Consider the following 15,348-nt stretch of genomic DNA (forward strand, 5'->3'; position numbering starts at 1 on the left):
ACGTGCTATTTGACGGCGCCTGCGGTCAGGCCCTTGCGCCAGAACCGCTGGAGGCTGATGAAGGCGACGAGCAGGGGGATCAGCGACAGGAACGCACCGGTGATCGGCAGCAACGGCGGCACTCCGCTGGCGAACTCCGCGCGCCACTGCACCAGGCCCACCGTGACGGGCTGCAGTGAGGGGGTGTTGAGCATGAGCGAGGGCAGCAGGTAGTTGTTCCAGATGCCGACGAACTGGAACAGGAAGACGGTCACCAGTGCCGGGGACATCAGCGGCAGGGCGATCCGGAAGAAGGTGCGCTGTTCGCCTGCTCCGTCGAGCCGTGCGGCCTCAAGGAGTTCGTCCGGGACGGACGCCGCGGCGAAGATCCGGCACAGGTAGACGCCGAACGGGCTGACACAGCTGGGCAGCAGCACCGACCAGTAGGAGTTGGTGATGTCGAGCTTGGCCATGAGCAGGAACAACGGCAGGGCGAACATCGGCGCCGGGATGAGAACCGAGGCGAGGATGACGTTGAACACGCTTTCCCGGCCGCGGAAGCTGAACTTGGACAGCGCGTAGCCGCCCATCGCGGACAGCAGGGTGCCGACGGTGGCGCCGACGAAGCTGTACAGCGCGCTGTTGGCGAGCCAGGTGGGGTAGATGCCGCCCTCGAAGCTGAACACGTCTCTGACGTTGGTGACCAGGTCGAAGTGGGAGAACCACAGCGGCGTACCGGTGTAGAGGTAGCCCGAGGCCTTGGTCGAGGAGACGAACAGCCACCACAGCGGGATCAGCGTGTACAGGGCCATCAGGCCCAGCATGCCGTTGACGACGACCTTGCTCGCCATGTCCGTGCCGCGGCGGGCCGGTCGGGTCGGTCGGCCGACCGAGATCACGCTCATGCCATCGCTCCCTTGCGCTGGTTGTACTTGAGAAAGCCGAACGAGAGCACGAGGGTGATCACCGCGAGCACGACGGACTGGGCGGCGGCCAGGTTCTGGCCGCCCACGTCCATGCCCAGGGTCGCGTTCATGATCGGGGAGAACTTCGGGTCGACGCCCGGGATGCGCGCACTGACCAGCACCGCCGGCTCGGTGTACAGCTGCGCCGTCCCGATGATGGAGAAGATCGTGGTCAGCACCAGCGCGGGACGTACCAGCGGGATCTTCACCGCCCACGCCAGGCGCCATCCGGTGCAGCCGTCGAGCGCGGCGGCCTCCATCACCTCCGCCGGGATCGTCTGCAGCGCGGAGTAGATGATCAGCATGTTGTAGCCGGTCCAGCCCCACGTGATCATGTTCCCGATCGAGAACGGGACCCACGACGGCGACAGGAAGTCGACGTCGATCCCGAGGTGGGACAGCGGTCCGGTGAACGGCGAGAGGTCTTTCGCCAGGAGGAAGGACCACATCAACGCGGCGATCGCACCCGGCAGCGCGTAGGGCAGGAAGAATGTGAGCCGGTAGGTCTTCCGCAGCCGGGCCGAGCGGGAGTCGAGCAGGAGCGCGACCAGAAGGGCCAGGCCGAGCATGACCGGGACCTGGACGCAGCCCAGCAGCACGACCCGGACGATCGACGCGGTGAAGTCGTGGTCGCTGAAGGCGGCGACGTAGTTGGACAGTCCCGCGAACTCCGTGGACTGCGCACCGCCGAACAGCCCGCTGCGGTGGACGGTGAAGAAGCTCTGGTAGATCGCGTAACAGATCGGCGCGACCATCATGGTCAGGAAGAGCACCGCGAACGGCGCCAGGAAACCCGACGCGGTCAACGCGGTACGGCGGCCTGCGCGCCGACGCCGACCGGCAGGGGAGTTGCGGGGGGTGACCGCGGGCACGGACCGCGGCGGTGACGCGGTGTCGGTGCTGCTGGGACTGCTCATGGAAACCTCGCTGGGCGGTTCGTCGTCAGGGAGCGGGTCCCCGCGGCGCCGGGTACCGGCGGCCGCGGGAACTCTTCGGGGCGGCTGGAGTCCCGCTGCCTCAGCCGTTGGTCACCGACAGTCCGAGCTTCTTGATCGCGGCGAGCGTCGAGGCCTGGACCTCGGTGACCGCGTCCGGCAGGGTGCCCTTGCCCATGGCGCCGGTGAGGTCCGTCTGGACCTGCTGATAGGTCGGGCCGTTCTTCCAGGTGCTGGGCACCTGTGCGGCGGAGGCCTTGAACACGTCACCGACCTTCTGGCCGCCGAAGTACGGGTCACCCCCCGTGAGCGACGGGTCTTGCTGACCGGCCTTCGACGCCGGGTACAGCCCGCTTGCGATGGCCGTCTTCACGGCCTGCGGGTCACTGGACAGGAAATCGGCGAACTGCACGGCTTCGCGGGGCGACTTGCACCCGCTCATCACCGAGGTGGCCGAGCCGCCGTTGCTGGAGCTCTTGCCGTCGCCGGCCGCCCAGGTCGGCATCGGGGCGACCCGCCACTTGCCGGACAGGCCCTTCAGGTCCGACTTCAGGCCGCCGGCGGCCCAGGACGCGTTGACGAACGTCAGCACCTTGCCTGCGGTGGCGGCCTTGTCGAACTTCGGGTCCCAGGCGTTGCCGGACTTCTGCACCAGGCCCTTGTCCTTCAGGTCCTGCCAGAATTCGGCGACCTTGCGGGTGCCGGGGTTGTCGATGCTGACGGTCCAGCTGTCTCCCTTGACCGAGTACCAGGACTGACCGGTCTGCAGGGTGTAGGCCGCCAGATCGTTGCCCTCGCTGGGCGCGTTGCCGAACTTCACGCTCGGATCGGCGGCGGCGACCTTCTCGGCGTCGGCCTTGTACTCGGCCCAGGTGGCCGGCGGCTTGGTGATGCCGTACTTGGCGAACAGGTCGCTGCGGTAGAAGAGGACCATCGGGCCGACGTCCACCGGGACGCCGTAGATCTTGCCGCCGACGCTGGAGGAGGAGACCGCCGACGGGGCGTACTTGGCCATGTCGGCGCTCGCGTACTTCGTGATGTCCATGACCGTGTTCTTCACGAGCATGGACGGGATGGCCTGGTACTCGATCTGGGCCAGGCACGGGCCCTCGCCGGCGGTGATCGCGTTGCTGATCTGGGTGTAGCCGCCCGTGCCGCCCGACGGAATCTTCTTGAAGGTGACCTTGGCGTTCGGGTGGGAGGCGTTCCACTGGTCGACGATCTTCTCGTAGCCGGCCCAGCCCCAGAACTCCATCTTCACCGGCCCGGCCTGGCTCTGCTCGGAGTTGTCGGAGGTGTCCTTGCTGCTGCTGCACGCGCCGAGGCCGGCCACGAGGAGTGCCGCGGTGGTGATCGTCAGGAGTCTGCGGGTGCGTATGGTGGTGCTGTTCATGTGAGGAAACCTTCTGTGACAGGGGCGTACTTGCTGGATGGCCGGTGGGCGGGCGGGCAAGGCCCGCCTACCGGCTGGTGCCGAACTCCACGCCGAATGCGGTGGTGACCGCGGCCAGGACGTCCGGTGCCGACGGGCCCGGACCGCAGGCCGCGCTGCCCAGACCGTGGTGGGCGTGGTCGAGGTGCAGATGGAGTCGGCCGTCGCGGACCAGGTCGTGCTGGTGGGCCGCGGCAGCCAGGGCTTCGGTGCTCCAGGGGCGAACGGTCAGGTCGATGACCGGGTCGCCGGTGATGAGCAGGGTGCCGTCCGGGGTGGTGATCCTGGCGCGGCGGACTTGGTGGCGGTTGCCGTTCTCCTGCGGGCGGACCTGAGGGATCTGCATCGCCGAGACGGTCGACCGGTGGCGGCCGACGCGAGCCGCGGCGCGGGAGTCGCGGTACGCCTCGCCGGGACCGGGGCCGAACCACTCGACGTCGGCGTCGGTGCCGGGCAGCGACATCGCGACACCCAGTCGGGGCAGCGGCATCGGCCACGGGCCGTCGGGGGTGACGACGGCTTCCAGCCGGAGCCGGGCCTGGTCCGCATGCGGTGTGTCGCAGGCCGTCCAGTGGTAGACCACGCCGAGGCCGGACGAGGACCCCGCGGCGGCGAGGCGGGCGATGACCGTGAGTCCCGACACGTCGGGCTCGACACTCAGGACGTCGTGGCGCATCCGGTACAGTCCGGCGGCGAACCAGGCGTCGGCCTGCGGCACCCCGAAGGCGCTGAGCAGGTCGTTGTCGAGCGGGGCCCGCCAGACGTCCAGCCTCGGACCGTCGAGCTCCAGGTCGCCGAGCCGTATCAGCGCCCCGCTGCGGGCGTCGAACCGCGCGGGACCCAGTGCGATGTACCCGTCGTGGGCGATCGCCGGCGCCGGCGTGAAAGGGACGGGTGCGGCGGCCGGAGCCACGACCAGCCCCTGGCCCCAGGCGATCTCGTGGCCGGCCTCGGCCCAGGTCTCGTCGGCGGCGAGCACCGCGGTCACGGTCAGCCACACCTCGTGGCCGGAGTCGTTCTTGCGCGCCGCGTCGAGCGCGGCGGTGACGTCGGCGGGCCATTCGACGGTCGTCGTCGTACCCGGAGCGGTCGCGGGCACGGTCAGGCCGCCGGAGCCCATCGGCTCGCCGCCGTCCTCGACGGTCCACCGGAAGTCCAGGTAGCCGCTGTCGCGGACGTGGTGCAGGTTGTGCACGTCGATCCGCCGAGTCGCCGGGTCGATGCGGATCCGGACCGGCTCGACGACCTTCTTGTACTCGACCAGGCCCGGGGACGGCGTGCGGTCGGGGAAGAGCAGCCCGTCGGCGACGAAATTGCCGTCGTGGACCTCCTCGCCGAAGTCGCCGCCGTAGGCGTAGAACGACTGGGGGTCCTCCTGCCCGGTGAGCCGGACGATCCCGTGGTCGATCCACTCCCAGATGAATCCACCGGCCAGGCGCGGATGTGCCTCGATGACCTGCTGGTACTCGGACAGCCCACCGGGGCCGGTGCCCATGGCGTGTCCGTACTCGCACAGCACGGCCGGCAGGGCGCGGCGGTGTGCGTCGTCGGCCGGATCAGCCGTCGGTGCCTCCTGGCCGCGTCCCACGGCGGACAGCTCGGCCACACCGATGTACATGCGGGAGTACAGGTCGACGTACGCACAGCTCGCCCAGTCGCCCTCGTAGTGGATCAGGCGGCTGTCGTCGCGCTGTCGGATCCAAGCGGCCGAGGCGGCCAGGTTGGCTCCGGTGCCGGACTCGTTCCCCAGCGACCAGACGATGACCGAGGGGTGGTTCTTGTCGCGTTCCACCAGCCGCGCGGCCCGGTCCAGGTAGGCATCGCGCCAGGCGGGGTCGTCGCTGGGGTTGCGCCGCCAGCCGCCCGGTTCGAAGCCGTGCGTCTCGAGGTCGCCCTCGCAGAACACCCACAGGCCGTGCTCGTCGCACAGGTCCAGGAAACGGTGGTCGGGTGGGTAGTGGCTGGTGCGCACCGCGTTGATGTTGTGCTGCTTCATGAGCAGCACGTCGGTCACCATGGTGTCCTCGGTCAGGGTTCGCCCCGTCAGCGGATGCCATTCGTGGCGGTTGACGCCCCGCAGGGAGATCGGCCTGCCGTTGACGGTCAGGACGCCGTCCACGACGGCCACGGTGCGGAAGCCGATGCGCAGCGGTATCCGCTCCCCGGCTTCGGAGACCAGTTCCCCCGTGTACAGGCGCGGCCGCTCGTCCGACCAGGGCTCGATGCCGTCGATCACGTGCGGGCCGGCCGGATCGGCGGCGGATATGCCGAGCTCGGGCACCGACAGGGACACCCGGGCGGGGGCGGTGACGTCGACGGCCAGGGTGCCCTGCCCCGTCGTGTGATCGTAGGCGGCGTGGACGAAGAAGTCCTCGACGCCACGGGCGGCCACGGACACCGACCGGAAGATCCCGGACAGCCACCACATGTCCTGGTCTTCCAGGTAGCTGCCGGACGACCACTGGTGCACGCGCACCGCGAGTACGTTCCGGCCGGGCCGTAGAGCAGCGGAGACGTCGAACTCGGTGGTCAGCCGGCTGCCCTTGCCGTCGCCGAGCCGGATCCCGTTGAGCCACACCGCGAACGCGGAGTCGACGCCCTCGAACCGGAGCACCGCGGCCGATGCCGGGAACCCGTCCGGTACGTCGAACTCGCGGCGGTACTCGCCGGTCGGGTTCTCCCGGGGCACCCGCGGCGGGTCGACCGGGAACGGGTACAGGATGTTGGTGTAGGCGGGGGCACCGTAGCGCGGCTCGCCGGGCAGGCCGGTCATCTGCCAGCAGGACGGTACGGCCAGCAGGTCCCAGGCGGTGTCGTCGAAGTCCGGCGCGGCGAGGTCACCGGTGAGATCGTCCAGCCCTGACGCCAGCCGGAATCTCCAGTCGCCGTCGAGCGCGATCGTGGGCAGATCGGAAGTGAACGCGGCGCGTGGCCGCAGCCGTCCGGTGCCCGGCGACCGGTTTTCGACGTAGGCGTCGGGGTCGAGGTCGTTCATCAGTGGAGGTGCTTTCTGTCGGACTCGTAGCGTTGGCGGAAGCCGGCCCGGCAGGACCGTGCCGTCGACTCATGGGGTGACGCGCAGGTCGAGCGGTGCCAGGTGCTGTCAGGTCGCCCGGGGAGGGGCGCTGCTGTCCCGGATGGTCAGCGTCGGGCGCAGCTGCGTGAAAACGTTGGTCGGCGGCCGGCCGGAGTCGACGGCCCGCAGCAGCAGCTCGACGGCCTGCTGGGCCATTTCCCGCTTCGGGACGGTGACCGTGGTCAGCGCCGGCTGGATCTGTCCGACCTGGGCGATGTCGTCGAAGCCGACGACGCTGACGTCGCTGGGGACCTGCCGCCCGGACCGGACCACCGCCTCGACGGCACCTACGGCCAGGATGTCGTGGGTGGCGAAGATCGCCGTCACATCCGGATCCGCCTCCAGCGCCGCACGGCCCGCGTCGAACCCGCCGACGGCATCGTCCCTGGTGCAGGCGAACACCTTGTGGTCGGCGATGGCCAGCCCGTCGTCGGCGAACGCCCGGCGCAACCCGGCCACGCGCGGCGTGTGCGCGGGGAGATCGGCGATCACCGCGACGTTCCGGTGGCCGAGATCCCTCAGGTAGCGCCCGGCCAGGAACCCGGCGTGCTCGTAGTCGATGGACACCACCGGCAGGGTGGTCGGCGGGTCTCCCTCCCAGGCGAACAGCGCGACCGGGAAGGCGGCCTCGACGAGCATCGGCAGCTGCTGTGCGACGCCGTTGTCACAGGCGACCAGCAGCGCGTCCACCGAGCGCGCGGTGAGGTTCTCCAGGTGGGCCCGGGTGTAGTCGGGATCGTCGCGCGTGGTGGCCAGCAGCAGGTTGTACCCGTGTCCGACCAGCACGTTCTCCACCTCCTCGACCACTTCCGAATAGAACGGGTTGGCCACCGACGGCACGAACAGCCCCACCGTCGACGTGCTGCCGGTCCTCAGTGAGCGCGCCACCAAGTTCGGCTTGTAGCCGAGGTCGGCGATCGCCTTGTTCACCTTCGCCAGGGTCTCCGGCCGTACCTTCTTGCCCGAAACCACGTTGGAGACGGTCTGCTTGGTGACTCCCGCTCTCGCGGCCACATCCGCCATTGTCACCACGTAGGCCTCCCCGAAACTTTTATCGATCCACGAAAGTGGCGTCAGCGTAGGGCGGCTGTCGCAGGAGGGCAAGACTTCGCCCCGCGGCCTGATGCAGCCGTTACGGAGCACGGTGAGGGCGTCATGAACGGGTCATGACTGTTTCCGCGACTTGAGGTGCGCGGAGCATTGACGGTTCTGGAAATGCGGCAGTAACGTCCCCGCCACGCCGATCTCATGGATCGGTCAATGTGGTGGGTGTCCCCCTGGCCCGCCGCGCGCAACAACCCTCGATGTCACCTCGCGCTCCCGCGCTCGGTGCGTCGGGCTGGTCCTCTCGGCCGCGACGGCCCCCAACATCTGCGGTCCGGCCGCAGGCATCGCGAATGCTCCGCGCCGTCTCCAGCAGGCGGCGAGCGCCTGAACAGACCTGGAGAGGTCTCGTCCTGAGGAGAGACAGACATGATCAGACCGGCCGGCGGCGACGCCGAACCGAACCGCGCCCCGGCGCGACGCAGCTCGCGCGTGAGACGCATTATCGCGGCCGCTGCCGGCGCCACCATTGCGGCGGCGAGCCTCATGCTCACCACCACCGTCCCCGCACAAGCCGCCACCACCGTCCACACCTACGCGCCGACGGGTGTGGGAGGCGATACGACGACGTCCCCGGACCAGGCGTCCACCAAGTACCAGGTGCAAGTCGCCGGCACGCCCGTCCAGGCTGTGCGGTACACCGCGAACCGCAACAACTTCGACATCGCGCGCTTCGCGTCGGACTCCCGGACACCGACGATCACGGTCACGCTGCCCAGCACCACGATCGACACGGTGCACGTCTACCCGGAACGCTACTACCCGTCCAGCAGCATCTCGGTGAGCGCGGACAAACACACCCTGACGTTCCAGATGTCAGCCGACGCCGGGTTGAACCAAGCGATCGTGATGGTCAACGGCGACTCGACCAGCGTGACGGGACAGCCCTACCTGGCGGTCATCAACGACCCTCTGGAGGACCCGGCGCAGCGTCCGAACACCGCGAGCGCACCGGACGGTTCCGGCGTCAACCTGCAGACCGGTGTCCTCAACTTCCAGCAGTTCGCGGCGAAGTACCTCGCGGCGCACCCGAACAGCACGGCGCAGCAGGCTCCCGCGGCGACGACGAGCTCCATGGCCGGCAAGACCGTCAACGGCACCGCCATACCCGCCGGTCAGAAGAGCTCGGCCGGGACCCTGGTGAGCGCGAGCAGCACCAATGTGCGGTACCCGAATGTGCGGATCATGGCCGCCGACGACGTCACGTTCGCCCTGAAGGCCGCCATCGACACCATCAAGGCCAACCCCACGGCGCTCAACACGCTCTACTTCCCGAACGGCACGTACATGTCGTCCGGTCTCCTGGTCAACGGTGTGGACGGCAGCAAGCTCAAGGGCGGCAAGCTGAAGATCTACACCGGTGAAGGGGCCCTGCTGAAGAACCGCATCCAGGGGTACATGGAGGCGTTCGAGCCGGCGGTCGGGATCATCAACTCGAGCAACATCGAGATCGACGGTCGCGGTGTCTACGACGGCAACGGCGTGGCGAACTACCGCATGGACTCGCACGACGCCTACCGCAGCGTGCACCAGGGCGGCGTCATGGTCATGCACTCGTCGGACATCACGTTCAACGAAACCTACCTGCGCGACTCGAAGCAGTGGAACTGGGAGACCCACAGCGCCAACAGGGTGACGTTCAACAACATCAAGGGCCTCACCCCGTACCCCCAGCCGTGGATCGACGGGACGGACTTCGCGAGCGGCCAGGACATCACCGCCAACGGCGTCTTCACCCTCGGCAACGACGACGCGTTCGCCTCCGGCCACTACAACCCCAGCGACGGATTCACCCCGACGTCCTCCAGTGTGTGGGGCAACTTCGCGCTCGGCACCGCCACCCCCGACATCCAGGGCTATGCCAACGCGGTGGGCGCCCACGACGCCGTCGCCGACGAGCTCGGGTTCGACAGCTACCACTGGGACAACGCGGACTCGAAGAACATCTCGGTCAGCGACACCCTGAGCTGGTCCTCCGGAGCCGGCAACTCGATCCGCATCGGCTGGAGTTCGTGGGGATACAAACTCAACAACTACACGTTCGACAACTTCAACTCCATCTCGCAGGGGGCCGGCGGCATCTTCACGCAGAACAGCCCCAAGCCGTACCCGCGTATCTCGAGCATCGTGATCAAGAACAGCTCGTTCGACACCTCCCGGTACCCGTCGGGACCGATCAGGCTCAACGGCGGCAACGGATCCATCCAGACCATCACCGCCGACGACCAGGCGACCTACGGGTTCGCCCCCAACCCCGACGGTTCGGGCACCACGTACACGTACACCAAGACCCCGATCAGCACCTTCAAGCTCGACAACGTGTGGTTCTCGCAGCAGGAGACGAGCAGCCCGTTGAACGGCGCCACCAACGTGACGCTGAACAACCTCAGCGTCGCGAACCAGCCCGTCCAGTACTCCAGCCAGTTCCCGCTGGCACCGAGCGGGATCGGCACGCTGACCACCACCTACACGGACGCGAACGGCCAGACCCAGAACGTCAGGGCCGGCGCCCTCACCAACGGCGACACCTATGTGGGTGCGTGGACCGGCGACCAGACCAAGAACAACTCCTCGGACCTGACCCTCATCACCCGCAACACCGGCGTCGGCCTGATGGGCGAGCAGTACACCACGGGATCCGGGGACGGAAAGCTCTCCTACATCCAGTTCCCCCTCAACAGCCTCACCAGGGCACCGAGCCAGGCGACGCTCCATCTCACCTACGTCGGCCACCGCTATGCGACGGTCCCGTCGACTGACACCGACCAACTCCTCGTGCAACCCGTCACCGACACCACCTGCACCGGCGGCGGTACGTCCTGCCCGGTCTCCACGATGACCTGGCAGAACCGGCCGAGCTTCACCGCCACGACCTCCTCCGTCGCCAAGTCGGCCACCTTCAACCTCGGTTCGACCGTCGTCGCCGAGGGCGGCGGGAACCATCAGACCAACCCCGTCGACGGCCGCGACATCACCGTCGACATCACCTCCTTCGTCCAGAACGCCTACACGGCAGGTCAGTCCACGCTCCTGCTCGCCGTCGGCAACGCGGGGGGCGCCAACCACGAGCTGCGCTTCGTCAGCTCCGAAGGCGCCATCGGCTCCGGGAATCTCACCAAGGGGACCGCCGAAATGGCGCCCGGGGTGACCGTGACCCCGTAGACCCCTTCGCGGCCGGTCCGTCCCCTTGGGGGCAGGCCGGCCGCAACCGTCCGTCTCCGCCGTCCACCGCTGTGGACGACCTCATCTGGTCCGCCTGGTCGGCGTCCTGGACGAAAACGGCCGCGAGGTCGTCCGCCGTGCCCCCACCCGAAACGAGCACGAGGCCATCACCTCGACCAGCATCAACGACATCACCCGCGACCTCACCATTTTGATGGGGCCCGCCACTACCCCGGGACGGCTGCCAGCCAGATTCACTGGTGGTGCTTCGAGGGCCAGTGGGTCTGCGACTGCTGAGGCGAGAGTGGTCGATGCGGTCTGTGCGACAGGAGACTCCATATGTCTGCCGTTCGAGTCGAATCGCTCCTGATGGCCGCGGCCATCCACGGCGGTGACGTGCGCGGCGTCATTCTTCACGGTGATCGCGGATGCGAGCACGGCTCCCATCCGACGTTCTTGCACGCCCGGATGATGCCGTCGGCTCCGCGCACTTGAGGGTCAATCCACCTGCCTTCGAGTCGCTGCGCGTTGGAACGGGAATCCGCTGCGCATGGTTTCGAGACCTTCTCCCCAGCTGGGGAGAAGGTCCTTGAACCAGGTGGGCGTGCCCGCTAGAGAGCGTCACTCTTCCTATGGCCATCGCCGGACGAAAGCCCGACCTGGCGTGGCCGGACCGGGTGGTGGCGACCGTCGGTCTGGCCGACCGCCTCGGCCACCGACCCTCCCAGCTCTCGGGCGGCCGGCAGCAGCGGGTGGTCTGCGCCCTGAGCGCGGCTCGGCGTCCGGTTCGCCGGCCCGCTCTGCAGCGAGGCACTGCTGCTGTCACTGGCCGTACCACTCGAAGACGCCCGCCTGGGCACATCTGGAACTGCCGCTCGACGAGGACCAGTAGCCCGCGGCCACCAGGACGTCCGCGACGGCCGGCAACGTCAGCAGCAGCCTGGCCGGCCTGTGCGGCCGCTGAGGTCCGGTCCGTGGCCGCCGGGGTCAGTTTCTGCGGAACGGCGGGTGCATACGTTTCCTCCAACACCCGTGAAGCGGGATGAACGAGGAGGCGGGCCCGTGATGGAAAACCAGTTCGACACGTGCGTGATCGGGGCGGGGCCTGCTGGGCTGGCGGTCGCCAGGGCCCTGGCGGAGCGGAATCTGCCGTACACGCACCTTGAGCGGCACACCGGGACCGGCGGCATCTGGGACATCGACAATCCCGGCAGCCCGATGTACGAGTCGGCCCACTTCATTTCCAGCAGGACGCTGTCGGGCTTCGGCGGCTTTCCGATGCCCGACCACTTCGCGGACTACCCGCCCCACCGGCAGATCCTGTCGTACCTGCGGTCCTTCGCCGACGCCTACGGGTTGACGGACCGTGTCGAGTTCGGCGTCGAGGTGGAAAACGTCGAGAAGAACGCGGACGGAACGTGGAGGGTCACCCGGGCCGACGGGCGGGCAAGCGTGCACGGGCAGGTCGTCGTGTGCACGGGCTCGCAGTGGCACCCCAACGTCCCCGAACTGCCGGGGGAGTTCAGCGGGGAGGTCCGGCACACCGTCGGCTATCGCAGCGCGGAGGAATTGCGGGGCAAGCGGGTCCTGGTCGTGGGTGCGGGGAACTCCGGCTGCGACATCGCGTGCGACGCGGCCCGGACCGCGGACCACGCGGTGATCAGCATGCGGCGCGGGTACTGGTTCATCCCCAAGCACCTGTTCGGCCGGCCGGTGGACACCCTCGCCAGCAGTGGGCCGCACCTGCCGATGTGGCTGGCGCAGCGCGTCTTCGGCGCCCTCCTGCGGGTCATCAACGGCGACCCGGCCCGGCTGGGACTGCCGAAGCCGGACCACAAGCTGTTCGAGACCCACCCGGCCATCAACTCGATGCTGATCCACCACCTCCAGCACGGTGACATCTCCGCCAGGCCCGGGATCGCCCGCGCCGAGGGCCGGACGGTGCACTTCACCGACGGAACGAGCGACGACTTCGATCTCGTCCTTCTGGCCACGGGCTATGTCCACAAAGTGCCGGTGGCGCAGCGGTACTTCGGTGACGAGCAGCACCCAGACCTGTACCTGTCGTCGTTCTCGCGCGAGCACGAGGGCTTGTTCGGCATCGGCTTCGTCGAGACCAACTCCGGTGCGTACCAGCTCTTCGACTCCCAGGCGCAACTGATCGCCGGGTACGTCCATGACGCGCGGAACCGGTTGCCGAACGCGGAGCGTTTCGCCCGCATGATCCGCTCCGACCGCCCGGATCTGTCCGGTGGGCTGCGGTTCGTCGACTCGCCCCGCCACACCGGCTACGTCGACAGCGGGGCCTTCGTGAAGTACCTGGGCAAGGTCGCGGGGGACATGGGCTGGCGTACCGAGGGCCAGCCGCCCCCGGCACGGTCCCTGCGACGCGCGGAGGCTGCGGCATGAGCGGGTTCGACTTCACCGACAAGGTCATGCTGGTAACTGGCGGTGCGGGCGGCATCGGGAGTGCTCTGTGCCGTCGCTTCGCCTCCGGCGGCGCCCGCTGCGTCGTCGTCGACATCGACGAGGCCCGGGCCGAGAAGGTCGCCGCCGGGCTTCCCGGCGCCGGGCACACCGGTATCGGATGCGACCTGATGGACCGCGCCCAGGTGGAGCACCTCTTCGAACGGGTCTCCGATGCCCACGGTCGCCTCGACGTTCTCGTCAACAACGTCGGTATGACCAGCGCGGAACGCTTCGACGTCCGCAGCGTCGAGAGCATCGAGCGGGAGATCACCCTCAATCTGACCTCACCGCTGGTGGCGACCCGGATCGCCATTCCTCTTCTCATGGCTTCACGGGACGCCCGGGTGGTCACCACGGTCTCCCTCGGCGGGATCTTCCCGCTGGGCGAGACTCCGATCTACACGGCCTCGAAGTTCGGGCTGCGCGGCGCGATGCTCGCGATCGGCCTCGACCTGCGGAGCAAGGGGATCCTGGCCGGGTCGGTGCTCCCATCGGCGACCGACACCCGGATGCTGCGCCAGGAGGCCGTGGACGGCGGCAACTCCATGCAGTTCCAGGACCGGCCCCAGCAGCCCGCCGACGTCGTCGCGGCCGTGGTGAGCCTGCTGGACAAGCCCAGGCTGGAGGCCTACCCCCGGCCAGGTGAGTCCCGTCTGGTGCGGTTCGCGATGCTCATGCCGAACCTGCTGCCCCGGGTCTTCCCGCTGTTCCGCAAGCGCGGTGACCGCGGCATGGCCCGTTATCTGGAGGAGCTCCGCCGACGCGGGCTGGTCCGCCGGGCAGAGGGGCGCTGGGAACTGGTGGAGGAGGCATGACCATGAACGAGACGCTGCTGGTCGTCAACCCCGCCACCGGTGAGCCGATCACCGCCCTGCCCGCCGCGAGCGCCGACGACGTCGCCAAGGCCGCCGAGCAGGCCCGGCAGGTCCACGACGCCGGGGTGTGGTCGCGGCGGCCGGTCCGGGAGCGCGCCGCGGTGCTGCTGCGACTGGCCGACCTGATGGAACGCGACGCCGAGATCCTCGCCCGGCTCGACAGCGAGGACGCCGGCAAGCCGATCACGGAGTGCCGTACGGGCGACGTACCGGGCGCGATCGAGACGATCCGCTGGTTCGCCGAGGCGGCCGACAAGGTCTTCGGCCGCATCGCGCCGAGCGGGCCCGACGGTCTCGGTCTCATGAGCCGCGAACCGGTCGGGGTCGGCGCGGCGATCCTGCCGTGGAACTACCCGCTGGCCATGACCGCCTGGAAGGTCGGACCGGCCCTGGCCGCAGGTAACTGTCTGCTGGTCAAGCCCGCCGAGGCGACCCCGCGCTCCGCCCTGCACCTGGCCGCGCTCGCAGCCGAGGCCGGCCTGCCCGACGGGGTGCTCACGGTGTTGCCCGGGTACGGCTCCGAAGCCGGGGCGGCCCTCGCCCGTGATCCCCTCGTGGGGGCGCTGTCCTTCACCGGCTCCACCGCGACCGGCCGCCGCATTCTCAAGGACGCGGCCGACGGCAACTTCAAGCGCGTCTCACTGGAGATGGGCGGCAAGAGTCCCCAGGTACTGATGCCCGATGCGCTCGCCTTCGGGGACGAGCTGATCGACAACATGATCGAGGCCGCGTTCCTGACCATGGGGCAGAACTGCACGGCCGGCTCCCGGGTTCTGGTTCACCGCAGTATCGCCGAGAAGGTCCTGGAGCGGTTCACGGCCGCGGCGAGAGAGCTCGTCATCGGCGATCCGGCCGACCCGCGCACCCAGATCGGGCCGCTCATCGACCACGCCGCCTTCGACCGGGTCGCGGGAGCCGTGGAGGCCGCCCGGGACGGGGGAGCCCAGATCCACACCGGGGGGCTGCCCCATGGACTGCCCCCGCGCGGCGCCTACTACCCGCCCACCGTGATCACCCGGGCCCCCGCCGGCAGTGACGTCCTCACCAGGGAGCTGTTCGGTCCCGTCGTCACCGTCCAGACCTTCACCACCGAGGACGAGGCGGTCCGTATGGCCAACGCCACCGAGTACGGGCTCGCCGCGTCCGTATGGACCCGCGACCTCGACAGCGCGTTCCGGCTGGCACGCGGCATCGAGGCCGGTGTGATCTCCGTGAACGCCTACAGCGAGGGCGACATCACCACCCCCTTCGGAGGCTGGAAGCAGTCCGGATTCGGGGGTGTGGAGAAGTCCACCAACGCCTTCGAGCAGTGGACCCGGGAGAAGGCGGTCTGGATCCGCACCCGCTGACC

General features: G+C 68.9%; 9 protein-coding genes and 1 pseudogene. 5 read left to right on the forward strand and 5 right to left on the reverse strand.

All coding sequences use genetic code 11. The features are described 5' to 3' along the window. Positions 1–5 precede the first annotated feature (5 nt). From ABZT03_RS16600 to ABZT03_RS16620, 5 genes are all read right to left on the reverse strand, one after another. Positions 6–884, reverse strand: a complete 879-nt coding sequence (locus ABZT03_RS16600; RefSeq protein ID WP_356039524.1) for a carbohydrate ABC transporter permease — start codon at positions 882–884, stop codon at positions 6–8. Further along, positions 881–1,861: a sugar ABC transporter permease gene (locus ABZT03_RS16605; protein WP_356039527.1), complete on the reverse strand. Its 981-nt coding sequence runs from the start codon at positions 1,859–1,861 to the stop codon at positions 881–883. The genes ABZT03_RS16600 and ABZT03_RS16605 overlap by 4 nt, the downstream gene beginning before the upstream one ends. Positions 1,862–1,961: 100 nt before the next feature. Further along, entirely contained in the window at positions 1,962–3,272 is a 1,311-nt protein-coding gene (locus tag ABZT03_RS16610) for a sugar ABC transporter substrate-binding protein (protein ID WP_356039530.1), read from the reverse strand. Positions 3,273–3,339: 67 nt separating this feature from the next. Next, a complete protein-coding gene (locus ABZT03_RS16615; protein WP_356039533.1) occupies positions 3,340–6,306 on the reverse strand; it encodes a glycoside hydrolase family 2 TIM barrel-domain containing protein in 2,967 nt (988 codons plus the stop codon). A 108-nt stretch (positions 6,307–6,414) separates the two neighbouring features. Then, positions 6,415–7,410 carry a LacI family DNA-binding transcriptional regulator gene (locus ABZT03_RS16620; RefSeq protein WP_356039682.1) on the reverse strand — a complete coding sequence of 332 codons (996 nt, stop codon included), beginning with the start codon at positions 7,408–7,410 and terminating at the stop codon, positions 6,415–6,417. Between the two features lie 513 nt (positions 7,411–7,923). On the opposite strand from ABZT03_RS16620, the gene ABZT03_RS16625 reads away from it, so the two are divergent. The 5 genes and pseudogenes from ABZT03_RS16625 (at position 7,924) to ABZT03_RS16645 (ending at position 15,346) form a co-directional block, all read left to right on the forward strand. Then, positions 7,924–10,653 carry a DNRLRE domain-containing protein gene (locus ABZT03_RS16625; RefSeq protein WP_356039536.1) on the forward strand — a complete coding sequence of 910 codons (2,730 nt, stop codon included), beginning with the start codon at positions 7,924–7,926 and terminating at the stop codon, positions 10,651–10,653. A 611-nt stretch (positions 10,654–11,264) separates the two neighbouring features. After that, positions 11,265–11,438: pseudogene (locus ABZT03_RS16630) on the forward strand (ABC transporter ATP-binding protein); the annotation flags it as partial. Between the two features lie 277 nt (positions 11,439–11,715). Next, on the forward strand, positions 11,716–13,062 hold the full coding sequence (locus ABZT03_RS16635; protein WP_356039539.1) for an NAD(P)-binding domain-containing protein: 1,347 nt from the start codon (positions 11,716–11,718) through the stop codon (positions 13,060–13,062). Further along, positions 13,059–13,937 (forward strand): SDR family oxidoreductase, encoded by an 879-nt coding sequence (locus tag ABZT03_RS16640; protein ID WP_356039542.1) that lies wholly within the window; start codon positions 13,059–13,061, stop codon positions 13,935–13,937. Before ABZT03_RS16635 ends, ABZT03_RS16640 begins: the two co-directional genes overlap by 4 nt. After that, positions 13,934–15,346, forward strand: coding sequence for an aldehyde dehydrogenase family protein (locus ABZT03_RS16645; RefSeq protein ID WP_356039545.1), 1,413 nt, complete (start codon positions 13,934–13,936; stop codon positions 15,344–15,346). Before ABZT03_RS16640 ends, ABZT03_RS16645 begins: the two co-directional genes overlap by 4 nt. The last annotated feature ends 2 nt before the right edge of the window (positions 15,347–15,348 follow it).

This window comes from Streptomyces sp. NPDC005574 (assembly GCF_040605435.1).
GTDB lineage: Bacteria > Actinomycetota > Actinomycetes > Streptomycetales > Streptomycetaceae > Streptomyces.

What these genes read in the sequence shown, in the direction of transcription:
- ABZT03_RS16600 (WP_356039524.1), bottom strand. Translation starts at nt 884, where the DNA reads ATGAGCGTGATCTCGGTCGGCCGACCGACCCGACCGGCCCGCCGCGGC.
- ABZT03_RS16605 (WP_356039527.1), bottom strand. Translation starts at nt 1,861, where the DNA reads ATGAGCAGTCCCAGCAGCACCGACACCGCGTCACCGCCGCGGTCCGTG.
- ABZT03_RS16610 (WP_356039530.1), bottom strand. Translation starts at nt 3,272, where the DNA reads ATGAACAGCACCACCATACGCACCCGCAGACTCCTGACGATCACCACC.
- ABZT03_RS16615 (WP_356039533.1), bottom strand. Translation starts at nt 6,306, where the DNA reads ATGAACGACCTCGACCCCGACGCCTACGTCGAAAACCGGTCGCCGGGC.
- ABZT03_RS16620 (WP_356039682.1), bottom strand. Translation starts at nt 7,410, where the DNA reads ATGGCGGATGTGGCCGCGAGAGCGGGAGTCACCAAGCAGACCGTCTCC.
- ABZT03_RS16640 (WP_356039542.1), top strand. Translation starts at nt 13,059, where the DNA reads ATGAGCGGGTTCGACTTCACCGACAAGGTCATGCTGGTAACTGGCGGT.
- ABZT03_RS16645 (WP_356039545.1), top strand. Translation starts at nt 13,934, where the DNA reads ATGACCATGAACGAGACGCTGCTGGTCGTCAACCCCGCCACCGGTGAG.